Origin of the sequence: Lysobacter sp. CA196 (assembly GCF_052078695.1) — a bacterium.
In the GTDB taxonomy this organism is placed as follows: domain Bacteria; phylum Pseudomonadota; class Gammaproteobacteria; order Xanthomonadales; family Xanthomonadaceae; genus Lysobacter.
Genome location: NZ_JBQJIN010000010.1, coordinates 32,512 through 46,773, shown reverse-complemented (window position 1 = coordinate 46,773; position 14,262 = coordinate 32,512). Strand labels below are relative to the sequence as shown.

Annotated in this window: 14 protein-coding genes; 7 read left to right on the top strand and 7 right to left on the bottom strand. The window is 68.3% G+C overall.

Annotated features, from left to right (window positions below):
* Positions 1 to 57: 57 nt before the first annotated feature.
* Positions 58 to 876 (bottom strand): inositol monophosphatase family protein, encoded by an 819-nt coding sequence (locus ACTOWK_RS11265; protein WP_031372947.1) that lies wholly within the window; start codon positions 874 to 876, stop codon positions 58 to 60.
* Positions 877 to 971: 95 nt separating this feature from the next.
* Between ACTOWK_RS11265 and ACTOWK_RS11260 the strand changes: the two genes are divergently transcribed.
* The 3 genes from ACTOWK_RS11260 to ACTOWK_RS11250 all read left to right on the top strand — a co-directional run bounded on the left by ACTOWK_RS11260 (position 972) and on the right by ACTOWK_RS11250 (position 5,081).
* Positions 972 to 1,841 (top strand): RNA methyltransferase, encoded by an 870-nt coding sequence (locus ACTOWK_RS11260; RefSeq protein WP_441330264.1) that lies wholly within the window; start codon positions 972 to 974, stop codon positions 1,839 to 1,841.
* 145 nt (positions 1,842 to 1,986) lie between these two features.
* Positions 1,987 to 2,949, top strand: a complete 963-nt coding sequence (locus tag ACTOWK_RS11255) for a phosphate/phosphite/phosphonate ABC transporter substrate-binding protein (protein WP_441330263.1) — start codon at positions 1,987 to 1,989, stop codon at positions 2,947 to 2,949.
* Positions 2,946 to 5,081, top strand: coding sequence for a putative bifunctional diguanylate cyclase/phosphodiesterase (locus ACTOWK_RS11250; RefSeq protein WP_441330262.1), 2,136 nt, complete (start codon positions 2,946 to 2,948; stop codon positions 5,079 to 5,081). Before ACTOWK_RS11255 ends, ACTOWK_RS11250 begins: the two co-directional genes overlap by 4 nt.
* 238 nt (positions 5,082 to 5,319) lie before the next feature.
* On the opposite strand, the gene ACTOWK_RS11245 is transcribed toward ACTOWK_RS11250, so the two are convergent.
* On the bottom strand, positions 5,320 to 6,015 hold the full coding sequence (locus ACTOWK_RS11245; protein WP_441330261.1) for an exopolysaccharide biosynthesis protein: 696 nt from the start codon (positions 6,013 to 6,015) through the stop codon (positions 5,320 to 5,322).
* Positions 5,999 to 7,339, bottom strand: coding sequence for a hemolysin family protein (locus ACTOWK_RS11240; protein ID WP_441330260.1), 1,341 nt, complete (start codon positions 7,337 to 7,339; stop codon positions 5,999 to 6,001). The genes ACTOWK_RS11245 and ACTOWK_RS11240 overlap by 17 nt, the downstream gene beginning before the upstream one ends.
* 351 nt (positions 7,340 to 7,690) lie before the next feature.
* Between ACTOWK_RS11240 and ACTOWK_RS11235 the strand changes: the two genes are divergently transcribed.
* Complete coding sequence (locus ACTOWK_RS11235) at positions 7,691 to 8,317, top strand: DUF47 domain-containing protein (RefSeq protein WP_441330259.1); 627 nt, start codon at positions 7,691 to 7,693, stop codon at positions 8,315 to 8,317.
* 10 nt (positions 8,318 to 8,327) lie between these two features.
* Positions 8,328 to 9,455: an anion permease gene (locus tag ACTOWK_RS11230; RefSeq protein ID WP_441330258.1), complete on the top strand. Its 1,128-nt coding sequence runs from the start codon at positions 8,328 to 8,330 to the stop codon at positions 9,453 to 9,455.
* A 304-nt stretch (positions 9,456 to 9,759) separates the two neighbouring features.
* Here the strand turns inward: ACTOWK_RS11230 and ACTOWK_RS11225 are convergent, their stop codons facing one another.
* Positions 9,760 to 10,167, bottom strand: a complete 408-nt coding sequence (locus ACTOWK_RS11225) for a hypothetical protein (RefSeq protein ID WP_441330257.1) — start codon at positions 10,165 to 10,167, stop codon at positions 9,760 to 9,762.
* A gap of 38 nt (positions 10,168 to 10,205) precedes the next feature.
* Here ACTOWK_RS11225 and ACTOWK_RS11220 point away from each other — a divergent pair, with 38 nt between their 5' ends.
* Both ACTOWK_RS11220 and ACTOWK_RS11215 read left to right on the top strand, forming a co-directional pair.
* Positions 10,206 to 10,541 (top strand): MGMT family protein, encoded by a 336-nt coding sequence (locus tag ACTOWK_RS11220; protein ID WP_223619300.1) that lies wholly within the window; start codon positions 10,206 to 10,208, stop codon positions 10,539 to 10,541.
* Positions 10,542 to 10,633: 92 nt separating this feature from the next.
* Positions 10,634 to 11,347 carry a rhomboid family intramembrane serine protease gene (locus ACTOWK_RS11215; RefSeq protein ID WP_441330256.1) on the top strand — a complete coding sequence of 238 codons (714 nt, stop codon included), beginning with the start codon at positions 10,634 to 10,636 and terminating at the stop codon, positions 11,345 to 11,347.
* A 135-nt stretch (positions 11,348 to 11,482) separates the two neighbouring features.
* On the opposite strand, the gene ACTOWK_RS11210 is transcribed toward ACTOWK_RS11215, so the two are convergent.
* The 3 genes from ACTOWK_RS11210 to ACTOWK_RS11200 are packed head-to-tail and all read right to left on the bottom strand — an operon-like array spanning position 11,483 to position 14,243.
* Positions 11,483 to 12,415 carry a tetratricopeptide repeat protein gene (locus ACTOWK_RS11210; RefSeq protein WP_441330255.1) on the bottom strand — a complete coding sequence of 311 codons (933 nt, stop codon included), beginning with the start codon at positions 12,413 to 12,415 and terminating at the stop codon, positions 11,483 to 11,485.
* The gene (locus tag ACTOWK_RS11205; protein ID WP_441330254.1) at positions 12,412 to 12,888 is read right to left on the bottom strand and encodes a hypothetical protein; all 477 of its coding nucleotides are present in this window, start codon (positions 12,886 to 12,888) and stop codon (positions 12,412 to 12,414) included. Before ACTOWK_RS11205 ends, ACTOWK_RS11210 begins: the two co-directional genes overlap by 4 nt.
* Positions 12,888 to 14,243 carry an AAA family ATPase gene (locus ACTOWK_RS11200; protein ID WP_441330253.1) on the bottom strand — a complete coding sequence of 452 codons (1,356 nt, stop codon included), beginning with the start codon at positions 14,241 to 14,243 and terminating at the stop codon, positions 12,888 to 12,890. The genes ACTOWK_RS11205 and ACTOWK_RS11200 overlap by 1 nt, the downstream gene beginning before the upstream one ends.
* Positions 14,244 to 14,262 lie beyond the last annotated feature (19 nt).

Here is a 14,262-nt window from a genome sequence, read left to right as displayed (position 1 = left end):
TTCCGACCGAGGCTGTGTCCTAGCCTGCGATTTTCCGTGACCGCATAGCGCGCAACTTCAGTCGAACGCGGCCGCGTAACCGGTGTTGACGATGCGGTGCTGCAGGGCGTCGGCGATCTTGAGGTTGCCGGCGATGATCTGGCGCGGGGCGAGGCCGCGGTTGTCCATCGGCCCGGTCGAGCGGCCCTTGAAGTCGGAGATCTTGCCGCCGGCTTCGCGCACCATCAGCGCGCCCGCGGCGATGTCCCAAGGCTTCACGCCGGCTTCGAAATAAGCGTCGGCGCGGCCGCAGGCGACGTAGGCCAAGTCGAGCGCGGCCGAGCCGGTGCGGCGCACGTCCTCGGCGTCGACGAGCAGATTGTCCAGGCACTTGAGGTGGGCGCTGGTGCGCGCGCGTTCGCGCGGCGGGAAGCCGGTGATCAGCATCGCGCCGTTGAGGTCCTTGCGCTCGGCGATGCGCACGCGCTTCTCGTTGAGCTGGGTGCCGCTGCCGCGACTGGTGGTGAACAGGTCGTTGCGCAGCGGGTCGAAGATCACGCCGTGGATCGGTTCGCCGTTTTCGCACAGGGCGATCGACACGCAGAAATGCGGAATGCCGTGCAGGTAGTTGCTGGTGCCGTCGAGCGGGTCGATGACCCAGGTGAAGCGGGCCTGGCCGATCGGGCCGCTTTCTTCGCCGAGGATGGCGTAGTCGGGGGTGGCGCGGCGGAATTCCTTGATGATTTCCGCTTCGGCGAGGTTGTCGACCTCGCTCGCGTAGTCCATGCGGTCCTTCTCGACGATGTTCAGCGCATCCAGCCGGTGCATGTGGCGGAGCAACACGTTACCGGCGGCGCGGGCGGCCTTGACCATGAGGGTGACGGCGGGTTTCTGCATGGCGTACGGCCTCGAGCGTGTGAGGTGGGGCAGGACTGACGGGGGTAAAGAGCGGACCGGCGCTTTGGCCGGGGCGGGGAGTTTACCATCTGCGCATGAACCCCGATCTCCGCAATCAGCCGGCGCCCCCCGAGGCGCCCGATCCGATCAATTCCCCGGCCGACTCCGCGTCCGTCCCGGCGTCCGCCACCCGGCCCGGCCCCGCCACCGCGCAGGACCCGGCCGCCGCCCACACCCGCATCGTCCTGGTCGGCACCCAGCATCCCGGCAACATCGGCTCGGCGGCGCGGGCGATGAAGACCATGGGCCTGAGCCGGCTGATCCTGGTCGCGCCCGAGAAGGGCCTGGACCGCGATGCCTACGCGATGGCCGCCGGCGCCGACGACCTGCTCGAATCGGCCGTCATCGTGCCCGACCTGGCCACCGCGGTGGCCGACTGCCACCTGGTGCTGGGCTGCACCGCGCGCAGCCGCCGCATCGCCCTGGAAGAACTGGTGCCGCGCGACGCCGCGGCCCGGGTCGACACGCTGGCCCGCAGCGGCGGCGAGGTCGCCGTGGTGTTCGGCCGCGAGCGCACCGGCCTGGACAACGACGAACTGCAGCTCTGCCATGCCGCCGTGCATATCCCCGCCAACCCCGACTACAGCTCCTTGAACCTCGGCGCCGCAGTACAGGTGCTGAGCTACGAGCTGCGCATGGCCGCGCTGGCCGCGGCCCAGGCCGGCGGCGGCGTGGAGCGGCGCGACCCGCCGGCTTCGCACGCGCAACTGGAGGGCTTCTTCAGCCAGCTCGGCGAGGCCCTGGATGCGATCGACTTCCACAAGGGTCGTGCGCCCGAGTCGGCGATGCGCAAGTTGCGCCGGTTGTTCCTGCGCGCCGACCTGGACGAACGCGAGGTGCGCCTGCTGCGCGGCGTGCTGGCCGATGTCGAGCGCATGGCCATGCTGGCCGGGCAGCGCGGCTGAAGCCCGGCCGAGCGTGTCGGCGACGCATCTGTGACAGCGATTCGGCGGCGCGGGCGAGGGCCCCGCTGCGGGCCGCCGCGACGAGGTATCGGTCGGCCCCGGGTTTCGATTACGCTGCGCTGGCAATCCGACCAGGTGAAGGCTGTTGATCGCTAGTACGCGGTTTCTCGGTTTGCTGTTCGGGCTCGTCCTGGCCGGGGCGCTGGCTCCCGTGGCCGCGCGGTCGGCTCCGCACGAGACCGAGAACGGCCACAAGGACGGCGCCGACGCCCATGTCCTGGTGCTGGGGCGCATCAGCGACGATCCCAAGGCCCACTACGAGCAACTCAAGCCCCTGCTGGACTACGTGATCCCGCGCATGGCCGACGTCGGCATCCGCGAGGGCCGCATCCTGATGGCCAAGGACGCCCAGCAGATGGGCAGCTACATGCGTCGCGGCCGGGTCGACTGGGTCACCGAGACCGCCGGCACCGCGGTCCTGCTGCGCCAGCGCGCCGATGCGCGCCTGCTGTTGCTGACCGAACGCGACGGCGTCAGCCACTACCACAGCGTGTTCTTCGCCCGCCGCGACAGCGGCCTGCGCTCGCTCGACGACCTCAGCGGGCACAACGTGGCGTTCCAGCGCCCGTCCTCGACCAGCGCCTATTTCGTGCCGGCCGCGGCCCTGCTCGAACGCGGCTTGTCGCTGGAGATCCTGCTGTCGCCGACCGACCGCATCAATCGCGGCGCGGTCGGCTATCTGTTCGCGCGCTCGGAACTCAACATCTCGACCTGGGTGCACAAGCGCCTGGTCGATGCCGGGGTGATGAGCAACCTGGACTGGGAAAACCCGCGCCGCGTGCCCGACGCTTTCCGCCGCGACCTGGTGGTGATCGGCCGCAGCGAGCAGTACCCGCGCGCGCTCGAACTGGTGCGCGGCGACTTGAACCCGAAGGTCGCCGCCCGGCTCAGGGAAGTGTTGCTGGACGCCGCCGGCGACCCGGAGGCCGGCGAAGCGCTGTTGCGATTCTTCAAGACCACCCGCTTCATGCCGATCGACCCGGCCTCGCAGCGCGCGCTCGAACATATCTCCGACGGCGTCGCACGCGTACGCGCGGAGGTCGAATGAGTCTGCGCGCCGGCCTGCAGGTCAAGTTCTTCGCGATCATGGCGGTGGCCTTCCTGGTCGTGGTGACCCTGATCCTGATGCTGCTCAATCGCCAGGAGCGCATGCAGAGCGAAGTGGTCGGGATCAGCCGCGAAGCGATGCGCGACACCATCGCCGAAAGCCTGAGCCGGCACGGCGAGGGCGAGGTCGCCCAGCTCGCCGGTTCACTGACCAATCCGCTGTATTACTTCGACCTCGACGCGATCGGCGAGCTCGGGCGCGCGGCGATGATGAATCCCGGCGTGCGCTACGTCATCGTCTACGACAACGAAGGCAACATCGTCCACGACGGCAACGAAGAAATCCCCAGCTACGGCAAGCGCATGGACGATGCGATGGCGGCCAAGATCATCACCGCCCAGGCCTTGTTCACCCAGTGGAGCGAGACCACCCTCGACGTGTCCGCGCCGATCAAGGTCGGCCAGCAACGCCTCGGCGGCGTGCGCGTGGGCTACGACCTCAAGGCCATGCGCGCCTACCAGGACACCGCCCTGGACAAGGTGCGCAAGCGTCTGGAAGACCTCGGCCGCCGCCAGTTGTTCTGGGTCGGCGTGCTCAGCGTCGGCCTGCTCGCGCTCGGCGGCCTGATGCTGTGGCTGATCCAGCGTTGGCTGGTCAACCCGATACGCGAACTCGCCGACGCTGCGCACATCATCGAGAACGGCCAGTTCGACAGCGCGCCGCCGATCGCCCATAGCAACGACGAGGTCGGCGACCTGATGCAGGCCTTCGGCCGCATGAGCCAGAGCCTGGCCCGGCACGACCGCGACATCCGCCGCATGGCCTATACCGACGCCCTGACCGGCCTGGCCAACCGGCTCGCTTTCCGCGAAGTGCTGGACCAGCGTCTGCTGCATCTGCGCGGCGACAGCGGCCAGCTCGGCCTGTTGTTCGCCGACATCGACGACTTCAAGCGCGTCAACGACACCCTCGGCCACGACGCCGGCGACGAGGTGCTGCTGCAGTTCGCCAACCGCATCCAGGAAACCGTGCAGCGCATCGGTGGCGAGCGTGCCCTGCTGGCGCGCTTCGGCGGCGATGAGTTCGTGATCCTGGTCGAGGGCAGCCGCGAGCGCAACGGCGAGGCGCGCACCATCGCGACCCATCTGGCCGAGGTGCTGGTCGGCGAACTCGGCCAGCCGATCGTGGTCCACGAACGCCAGGTGTTCCTGGGCACCTCGATCGGCGTGACCCTGTATCCCGAAGACGCGTCCGGCGCCACCGCGCTGATGAAGAACGGCGACATCGCCATGTACCAGGCCAAGGTCGCCGGCAAGAATTGCTATCGCTTCTACAGCCGGGCCATGGACCAGGCGGTCGAGCGCCGCGTGCATCTGGAACACGAACTGCGCGGCGCCTGGGACCGCGGCGAACTGAGCCTGGTCTACCAGCCGGTGTTCCGTCTCGCCGACGGCGCCATGGTCGGTGCCGAGGCCTTGCTGCGTTGGAAGCATCCCGAGCAGGGCCTGATCGCGCCGTCGGTGTTCATCGACGTGGCCGAGCAGAGCGGCCTGATCGAGACCCTGGGCCCGCAGGTGCTGCGCGCGGCCTGCGAAGACGCGGTCGTCTGGCAGCGCGCGCGGCCAGGCGCCGATCCCTTGTTCGTGTCGGTCAACGTCTCGCCGCGCCAGTTGCGCAGCGGCGACCTGCCGAACGTGGTTGCGGCCTGCCTGCACGAGACCGGCCTGCCGGCCGCGCAGCTGCATCTGGAACTCACCGAGACCGCGGTGATCGGCGACGAAATCCATGCCAGCAGCCTGTTGGCGCGGTTGCGCGCGAGTGGGGTCAAGGTCTGGCTCGACGATTTCGGCACCGGCTTCTCCGGCCTGAGCCATCTGCGCCGGGTGCCGGTCGACGGGGTCAAGATCGACCGCAGTTTCATCGCCGACGTGTTGCGCGATCCCGATGATCTGGCGCTGACCACGGCGATCATCGCCATGGCCCATTCGCTCGGCATCATCGTGGTCGCCGAGGGCGTGGAAAAGGAAGGCCAGTACGCGGTGCTGCGCGAGCGCGGCTGCGATCTCGCTCAGGGCTATTGGCTCGGCCATCCGGTCAATACCCAGGAGTTCCTGGCGCTGTTGATGAGTTGAGGCAGCGCGAGCGGATCGAGCGCACTCGTGCGCTGGTGAGCGTAAAGGCGCCGCTTTGGGCCGAAGCCCGTCGATCCGGGGTAGGAGCGGCGCAAGCCGCGACCACCCGCCGCCGCGTCTTATCGATGCATTGCGCAGCCTCGCCGATGCATCGCCGCAGTTCGAAGCGAAGCTGCCTCAGTCGAGCCTGCCTCGGTCGAGCCTGCCTCAGTCGAGCTTGGGCTCAACCGATCCGAGCTCAGCCGATCTTGTCCTGCGCCAGCGCGATCCATTCGGCCAGGGCCTGGGCCAGGCTGCCGGACAAAACCCCGAACACCGCCACCGCGATCGAACCGGCGACCCAGGCCACGCCCATGAGCTTGCCGTCGCGTTCCAGCAGCGCGAACGCGAACAACAGCAGCAGGGCGCCGAACAGGAAGTTGGTCAGCGGGATCGGCAGCGACAACAGGATGCCGAGCAGCACCAGCAGCAAGCCGGTGAAGGCGTTGGCGGCGCGGTGGTCGAGCATGACCGGCGCGCGCGGGCTGACGACCCGCTCCAGGCGGGTCAGCCACGGCGCCAGCAGGTTGCGGAACTTGCCCATGGCCTTGCGGTGCGGGCCGCGGCGGGCGATGAAACCCGGCAACCACGGCTTGCGCAGGCCGATCAGCAATTGCAGTCCGACCAGCACCACCAGCGGCCCGCTGATCGCGCCGCCGACGCCCGGGATCGGGATGAAGGCGGGCAGGGTGGAGACGAACAGCAGCATGCCGAAGGAGCGGTTGCCGAGCCCGGCGATGACGTCGCCGAACTTGACCACTTCATCCGGGTCGCCGGCGACGATCGCATCGAGCAGGGCGCGCGTGCCGGCTTCGTGCGGCTTGCGTTCGTGGCGCCGGCCCGGCGACGGCTTGCGCTCTTCGCCGTCGGGGCCGTTGTCAGCCGCTGCTGTCATCGTCGCTGGACTCCGGCGGTTTCGGCAGATGGCGGTGCAGCAGCAGCTTGTCGATGCGCGGGCCGTCGAGGTCGATCACCTCGACCCGCCAGCCCAGCCAGCTGAAGTGCTCGCCGACGTGCGGGATACGGCCGAAGTGGGCGATCACCATGCCCGCGGCGGTGTGGAAATCGTGCTCGTCCTCGTCGGGCAGGCGCCCGCCGCCGATCACTTCGCGCAGTTCTTCCACCGGCAGCGCGCCGTCGATCAGGTAGGAGCCGTCCTCGCGTTGCACCACCGGGCCGGGCTGGTCGTCGGACTCGGCGGTCTGGATGCGGCCGATCACCGCGCCCATCAGGTCGTTGACCGTGACCAGGCCGGTGACGTCGCCGTATTCGTCGACCACCAGGGCCAGCGATTGCTGCTCTTCGCGGAAGATTTCCAGCAACTTGAGGGCGTGGGTCGACTCGGACACGAACAAGGCCTCGGTGAGCTGGCCGAACAGGTCGGGCAGGCTGCCGACGCCGAGGTTGCGCAGCAGGGTCTTGGCTTCCAGCACGCCCATCACGTCCTGGTCGCTGCCGCGGTAGACCGGGAAGCGCGAGAACGGCGATTCGCGCATTGCCGCGAGGTTGTCCTCGATGCTCGCGCCGGCGTCGAGCCAGGCGATGCGGGTGCGCGGGGTCATCAGGCTTTCGGCAGTGCGATCGCCCAGGCTGAGCACGCGGTTCATCATCTTGCGCTCGTCGGCGTCGATCACGCCCTGCTCGTGGCTTTCGCTCACCAGCAGGCGGATCTCTTCTTCACTGATCTCGCTGCGGGCGTCGTCCTTGATCCCGAGCAGGCGCAGCACCAGGCGGTTGATCGCGCCGAGCGCGCCGACCACCGGCTTGGCGAAACGGGCCAGCCCGGCCAGGACGATCGCCACCGAACTGGCGATCTTTTCCGGATTGGTCAGCGCCAGGCGCTTGGGGATCAGCTCGCCGAAGATCACGCTGGACGCGGTGATCAGAGTGACCGCGGTGCCGATGCCGATGCTGCGCGCGTACTCGGCCGCGCCGGGCAGCACGCCGCTGAGCCAGCCGGCGATCGCCAGGCCGATCGACTCGCCGCCGAAGGTGCCGGTCAGCACGCCGATCGCGGTGATACCGACCTGCACGGTCGAGAGCAGGTTGTCCGGGTGTTCGGCGAGCTGCAGAGCCATGCGGGCGCCCCGGCTGGGGTGCGCGGGGTCTTCGGCCATCTGCTTCAGGCGCAGCTTGCGCGAGGTCATCAGCGCCATCTCCGACATCGCGAAGAAGGCGTTGAGGACGATCAGGGCCATGACGATCAGAAGTTCCAGCATCGGCAAAGCCTCCTGTGGCCGGTGGGTTCACGGAAGGAGCGCGTAACGCGATGGGAGGGGGCCGTCGAGGCGCGGCCGGGCGGCGGTTTTGGGTCGTCGTCCATGGAAGAGGTTTTGGGGGAAACGTACTGTAGGGAGCCGGGGGACGATCTTAGCAGGCCTTCACGACCGCCCCTCGTGAAAGCGCCGGGCGGGGCGGAACGCCTGATCGGCGCATGTTTCCAGGTCTTGGGGGCGCCCGCGGCGGCCGACAAGGTGGGCGCGGGGTCGGCAAACCGTCATAATCGCGCCCGCAAACCCTTCGGCCCGGCGCGGCCGGCACGTATCGGCCCAGCCCAGAGGCACCCCAGCATGTTTTCCCTGCAGACCATTTTCGGCCAAGGCAACCAGTTCTACACCCTGCTGGAGGAGGCCGCCGTCGCTGCCCACGACAGCACCAAGGCCCTGCACGCCATGCTCAAGGAGTCCGACCGCCAGCCGGCGCTGGACGCGTTCAAGCTGGCCCGCCAGCGCGAGCGCGAGACCTCCGACAAGATCAGCCAGGAGCTGGTCGACAGCTTCATCACCCCGATCGAGCGCGAGGACATCGAGTCGCTGAGCTCGGCCCTGTACAAGATCCCCAAGCAGGTGGAGAAGTTCGCCGACCGCTATTCGCTGGCGACCCGCCACCTGGAGCACATCGATTTCGCGCCGCGCGCGGCGATGCTCGAACAGGCCGCCGAGGTGGTGGTGAAGATGGTCCATCAGCTGCGCCAGCTCAAGCTGGAGCCGATGAAGGCCCTCAACGACCAGCTGCGCGCGCTCGAGAACGAGGCCGACCGGCTGATGCTCGAGCTGTACCGCGACATTTATTCCGGCCAGCTCGACAACCTGCAGATGTTCCTGCTCAAGGAGTTCTTCGAGATCCTGGAAAAGGCGATCGACCGCTGCCGCGAGGCCGGCGTGGTCGCCTACCAGATCGTCCTGAAAAACTCCTGAGGCGCGCGCGATGCTAACGCTCGTCCTGGTGGTGATACTCGCGGCTCTGGTCTTCGAGTACGTCAACGGCTTCCACGACACCGCCAACTCGATCGCGACCGTGGTCGCGACCAAGGTGCTGTCGCCGATGCAGGCGGTGATCCTGGCCGCTTCGACCAATCTGATCGGCGCCCTGTGGGGCACGGCGGTCGCCAAGACCATCGCCTCGGGCCTGATCGACGCCGGCGTGGTCGAGGTCGGCTCGCAGCTGATCCTGTGCGCGCTGCTCGGCGGCATCATCTGGAACCTGATCACCTGGTGGCTGGGCCTGCCGTCCTCGTCCTCGCACGCCTTGATCGGCGGCCTGTGCGGCGCCGCCATCGCGGCCGCCTCGAACAACTGGCACGCAGTGGTCTGGTCACATCCGGCCGAGCCGATCTGGAAAAGCGCCGGCGTGTTGTGGAAGGTGATCGTGCCGATGTTCACCTCGCCGGTGTTGGGCTTCACCGCCGGCTTCCTGGTAATGGGCGTGTTGTTCGCGATCATCTCGTTCATGGCGCGCAGCGGCGGCGTGTTGGCGCGGATCGCACGGCCGCGCTGGGTCAACAGCTTCTTCGGCAAGGCGCAGTTGCTCAGCGCCGCCGGCATGGGCTTCGCCCACGGCATGAACGACGCGCAGAAGACCATGGGCATCATCGCCCTGGCGCTGATGAGCGCACAGCAGGCCGGCACCCTCGACAACCTGCCGGTGTGGCTGGCCTTCCTGCATCCTTCGGCCGACGCGATCGCCCACAACGACATCGACACCTGGATCAAGCTGACCTGCGCGGTGGTGATGGCCGCCGGTACCGCCGCCGGCGGCTGGCGCATCATCAAGACCCTCGGCCACAAGCTGGTCAAGCTGCACCCGATCCACGGCTTCGCCGCCGAGACCAGCGCCGCCTCGGTGATCATGTTCGCCTCGTCGCTGGGCATCCCGGTCTCGACCACCCACAACATCTCCGCCGCGATCATGGGCGTGGGCACGGCCAAGCGTTTCAATTCGATCAAGTGGACCGTGGTCGAGAAGATGATCTGGGCCTGGATACTGACCATTCCGGCCGCCGGCGGCATCGCTTATGCGCTGTTCGAGGCGATGCGGTTCTTCGGCTGGATCTGAGTCGCTCGGCCGGGGCAATGCCACCAGTCAGTGCATACGAAAAGGCCCGCAGCGATGCGGGCCTTTTTGTTGCGGTGTTTGTTGGTTGCGAATGCCATGCGGATGGCGCCGTCGTTGCGATGGCGCGGTCGCGGCTTGTGACCGTAGGAAATCCCTGTGGGACGCCGCCCCTACCCAGAAGCCGCGCTGCAAAGGGTAGGAGCGGCGCAAGCCGCGACCGCGAATTCTCAGTGATGACGTCGGCCCGCAGCCTCGACCACGACCACCCCGGATGCCGGGGCGATTGGAAACCCCAAGCGCCGCCTTACAGCAGATCGCCGTCCGCCGACAGCACGCGTTCCATGCGGTCGCCGACGCCGCCGATTTCCATCACCAGGCGCTGCAGCTCGGCGGCGTCCAGGGTCTCGGCGGGGCGGTTTTCGCACAGCTGCAGATAGGGCACGCCGTCGAGGTTGCCGATGGCGAGATAGCCGACGTGGCTTTCCCAGTTGAAGGCGAGGGCGCGGCGCGTGTCCAGACCGGTGGTCGGAGCGATCGCGGTGCTCACGCGCAGGAACGGGCGGCCGTCGTCGTCCTCGAGTTCCGACAGGAAAATCGCCTGATGGCGGGTGCCCTGTTCGAGCGAGAGCTCGATGCAGATCACGTTTTCGTCGTGGACGGTGAGATGGAACCCGGCTCGGGTCAGATGGGTACGGATCTGTTCGAAATGCATGGGCGACTCCTGCGCGTTGCAGGGCATATGCTACCGCGATGGACAGCGAAACTGCCGCAAAACGCATCCGGGCCGCGATCCGCGCCATCCCCAAGGGCGAAGTCGCGGGTTACGGCGAGGTCGCGCGTCGCGCCGGACTGCCCGGACGGGCGCGTCTGGTCGCGCGCCTGCTCAGCGAGAACGACGACGCCAAACTGCCCTGGCATCGGGTGCTGCGTTCGGACGGGCGCATCGCGTTGCCGGAAGGCTCGGCCGGCTATCGCGAGCAATGCCAGCGCCTGCGCGCCGAGGGCGTGGCGGTGGTGAACGGGCGCGTGCGCGGCCAGCGCGCGGCGCCGACCCTGGATTCGCAGATCTGGGGCCCGGCCGACTGAACGCCGGCTGCGCGCGGGCGATGCATCCACGCCGCGCTCACGGTGCGCGGCCGGAGCAGCGGCTACCATAGCGCCCGATTCGAGGAGCCGCGATGTTTTCCAGTATCCCGCCGGTCGTCAGGAAGCTGCTGATCGCCAATGTCGTCGTATTCATCCTGCAAGCGCTGTTGAGTCAAAGCGATGCGACACGCGGTTGGGTGCTGTGGTTCGAGTTGTGGCCGTGGCTGCCGTCGGATGTTCCGGCCGCCGGCAATTTCATGCCGTGGCAGTTGCTGAGCTCGGGCTTCATGCACGGTGGCATCGGCCACCTCGTGTTCAACATGCTCGCGCTGGTGATGTTCGGCGCCTCGCTCGAATACGAATGGGGCGCCAAGCGTTTCGCGATCTATTACTTCACCTGCCTGATCGGTTCGGCGCTGCTGCAGTTGCTGATCGCGTCGATCGCCGCGCGCCAGGGCGACATCTACCTGACCCTCGGCGCTTCCGGCGCGGTCTACGGCCTGTTGCTGGCCTACGGCATGCTGTTCCCGAATCGCCGCGTGACCTTGCTGCCGTTCCCGATCGTGCTCAAGGCGCGCACCCTGGTGATCATCTATGCGGTCGCCGCGGTGTTCTACGGCGTGTTCACCCAGGGCACCGGCGTCGCCCATTTCGCCCATCTCGGCGGCATGCTGGTCGGCTGGCTGGTGATTATGTATTGGCGCAAGCGCCCGCCGGGCGGCGGCAACGGCGGCCGCCGCCGCGATCCGCGCGTGGAAGCGCTGCGCGAGCGTCGTCGCACCAGCAAATTGCGCGTGGTCAAGTAAGGCGATATGCCGGCGCTGTCCCGCGGGCTCCTGCGGTTACGAGCCGCTGACGTGTCTTTGCGGTGACGACGTCGTTGCGGATTCGCGGTCGCGGCTCGCGCCGCTCCTACCCTTGGGAGCGGAGCCGCCGTCTGCTCAGAACCCCGGGCGCAGCTTGACCTGTTCCAGTTCGCGCTTGATCGAGCGCCAGAACAGACCCGGTGCGATCCAGGTGTAGGCGCAGAACGCCAGCCACAGGTAGGACAGCGGCCCGGCCCAGTGCGACAACCCGTGCTCGGGCAGGGCGATCAGGGCGATGCGGTAGAGCAGGAAGATGCCGAGCAGCAGCACCACGGCGCGGGTGCGCGAACCGGCGCTGATATAGCTCTGGAATCGCCACCACAGCCCGAGCAGCCAACTGCGGCGCGCCTTCACCGCCGCCATCAAGGTCAGCGCTTCGCCGTCCATCGGGTCGATCTGCAGCGCCCAAGCGGCGTGGTCGCGGGCGCTGTCGGTGCGTCCGGCGGCGAGTTCGCAATGGCCGAGCACGCACAAGGCTTCGACATGCTCGGGATGCGCTGCGAGCACTTCGCGGGCGAGGGCTTCGGCTTTCTGGCGTTCGCCGCGGCGCAGTTCCAGCGAGGCCAGCAAGGCCTGGTAGTCGACATCGGCCGGGTCGAGCTCGCAGGCGCGGCGCGCTTCGTCCAGGGCCTGCGCATCGCGGCCCCAGGCGTTGTAGAGGCGGGCGAAGGCATCGGCGATCGAGGCCGAGTCCGGGTCGAGTTCGCGCGCCGATTGCAGATGGGTTTCGGCTTCGCGGAAACGCCGGCCCGCGGTCGCCACGATCGCCGCGGCCAGATGCGCGAACGGCGAATCGGGTTCGAGCTCGAGCGCGCGCGCGGCTTCCAGCGCGGCCGCATGCAGGCGCTTGCGCTTGACCAGGCACAGGGCCAGGAAGGCGTGCGCGCCGGCCTGATCGGGGTCCTCGCCGAGCAGGCGCAGCAACACGTCGATGGCTTCGTCGATCTGGCCGTGTGCGTAGTAGCGCTCGGCCATCTGCAACCAATGGCTTTGGCTGGCGTCGTTCATTGCAGGATCACCGACAACAAGGCGGGCAGCGGTACGGCGCCGAGCGCGCCGCGCCCGACCACCGCCAACAGAATCGTCAACGGCAGGCCGTTGCGCGGCTGGCCGCCGTAGTACTCCCAGATCTCGAAGCAGCGTTGCTGCATCAGGTACACGGCATAGGCCATGCCGAGCTTGAGCAGCAGGATGCTCAGAAACGCGTAGCGCAGCTGCGCATCCTGCAACCAACCGTTCTGCTCGCACAGCAGCAGGGCGAACAGCAGCAGCGGACTGCCGAGTGCGCTCAGGCCGATGCACAGCCATTCGCGTCGGCGCGTCGGGCTGCCGAGCGCGAGCGCGTTGAAGCCGAACCAGAGCAGGCCGAAACCGCTGCCGGCCAGCATCACGCTGAGCAGCGGCCAGACCGGGTCGACCGCGTAGCGCGACAGGCCCGACGGCAAGGGCTCGTCGGGCAAACGATAGACCGAGGCCGCCATCAGCCGCCTCCGTGGCGCTTGAGGAATTCCAGTACCTCGTCGTACTGGCCGCCCTGGTTGGCGTAACGGGCGTGATTGCGCGCCGTGGTCAGCCATTCCAGGGTGGTCGAACGGGTGTCCTTCAAGGCCGCGCGCAGGTGGCTCATGGTCAGCGGTATTTCCCGGCCCTGGTCGATCGAGGCTTCGATGGCCTCGTCGATCGCGGTCTCGACCAGGTTGCGCAAGTCGGCGCCGGAATAGCCCGAGCTCAGGCGCGCGATCTCGGCGCTGTCGATGTCGTCGCCGAGCGGGCGCTCGCGCAGCAGCAGATCGAGGATGGCGCGCCGCGCCGGGTCGTCCGGCGGCGGCACGAACAGCACCCGGTCGAAGCGGCCGGGGCGGCGGAACGCGGCGTCGACCGCCCACGGCACGTTGGTCGCGCCGAGGATCAGCACGCCCTGGTTGTTCTGGCCGAAGCCGTCGAGTTCGGTCAGGAACTGGCTGACCAGCTTGGCCGAAGTGGCCTCGCGCGAGTATTGGCGCTTGCCGCCGATGGCCTCGATCTCGTCGAAGAACACCACCGCCGGGGCGGTGCGCCGCGCGGTCTCGAAGATCGCATGCAGCTTGCGCTCGGACTCGCCGATATACATGTCCAGTACGTCGGTGATGGCCACGTTGTAGAAGCGCGCGCCGCACTCGCCGGCGGTGGCGCGGGCGAGCAGGGTCTTGCCGCAGCCGGGCGGCCCGTACAGCAGGATGCCGCCGCCGGAGCGGCGCTTGAAGCGCTCGAACAGCGAAGGCTTGAGGAAGGGGGTGATGATGCGGCGGCGGATCTGGTGCTTGACCTCGTCCAGGCCGCCGACGTCGGCGAAACCGATCCGCGCCTCCGGCGGCTGCAACAGCCGCGACACGTCTTCGGCATCGGTGTCGTCGTTGGCGATGCTGGTCTGCAGGCTGCCCGATTGCATGCGTCGCGCGTTGGCCAGCGAGATCACCTTGCCGGCCAGCTCGGTCGCCAGGGCGGCGTCTTCGAGCGCCGGGTTGAGGGCGATGGCCTGCTGGTACAGGCTGCGGGCGTCTTCGCGGCGGCCTTCGCCGAGCAGCAAGCGCGAACGCGCGAACAGCGACGCCGCCGAATTCTCCGGGGCGATCCGCACCACGCGTTCATCGTGGCGGTGCTCCAGCAGCAGGCGCAGCGCGGCGTCGCGCTGGGTCGGGTCGGCCAGCAGGGCGTCGCCGCCGAGTTCGATCGCACGGATCAGCGCGTCCGGGTCGGACTCGTTCAGGCAGGCGTTGACGACCAGCATGCCGAGCGCCGGGTTGTGCGGGCTGGCGGCCAGCGCGGCGAGCAGATCGTCGAGAGAGGTATCGGGCATGACGGCATCCTGGCCGGGC

Coding starts and splice junctions, on each gene's coding strand:
- ACTOWK_RS11265 (WP_031372947.1), bottom strand. CDS start 876: ATGCAGAAACCCGCCGTCACCCTCATGGTCAAGGCCGCCCGCGCCGCC.
- ACTOWK_RS11260 (WP_441330264.1), top strand. CDS start 972: ATGAACCCCGATCTCCGCAATCAGCCGGCGCCCCCCGAGGCGCCCGAT.
- ACTOWK_RS11250 (WP_441330262.1), top strand. CDS start 2,946: ATGAGTCTGCGCGCCGGCCTGCAGGTCAAGTTCTTCGCGATCATGGCG.
- ACTOWK_RS11245 (WP_441330261.1), bottom strand. CDS start 6,015: ATGACAGCAGCGGCTGACAACGGCCCCGACGGCGAAGAGCGCAAGCCG.
- ACTOWK_RS11240 (WP_441330260.1), bottom strand. CDS start 7,339: ATGCTGGAACTTCTGATCGTCATGGCCCTGATCGTCCTCAACGCCTTC.
- ACTOWK_RS11235 (WP_441330259.1), top strand. CDS start 7,691: ATGTTTTCCCTGCAGACCATTTTCGGCCAAGGCAACCAGTTCTACACC.
- ACTOWK_RS11230 (WP_441330258.1), top strand. CDS start 8,328: ATGCTAACGCTCGTCCTGGTGGTGATACTCGCGGCTCTGGTCTTCGAG.
- ACTOWK_RS11225 (WP_441330257.1), bottom strand. CDS start 10,167: ATGCATTTCGAACAGATCCGTACCCATCTGACCCGAGCCGGGTTCCAT.
- ACTOWK_RS11220 (WP_223619300.1), top strand. CDS start 10,206: ATGGACAGCGAAACTGCCGCAAAACGCATCCGGGCCGCGATCCGCGCC.
- ACTOWK_RS11215 (WP_441330256.1), top strand. CDS start 10,634: ATGTTTTCCAGTATCCCGCCGGTCGTCAGGAAGCTGCTGATCGCCAAT.
- ACTOWK_RS11210 (WP_441330255.1), bottom strand. CDS start 12,415: ATGAACGACGCCAGCCAAAGCCATTGGTTGCAGATGGCCGAGCGCTAC.
- ACTOWK_RS11205 (WP_441330254.1), bottom strand. CDS start 12,888: ATGGCGGCCTCGGTCTATCGTTTGCCCGACGAGCCCTTGCCGTCGGGC.
- ACTOWK_RS11200 (WP_441330253.1), bottom strand. CDS start 14,243: ATGCCCGATACCTCTCTCGACGATCTGCTCGCCGCGCTGGCCGCCAGC.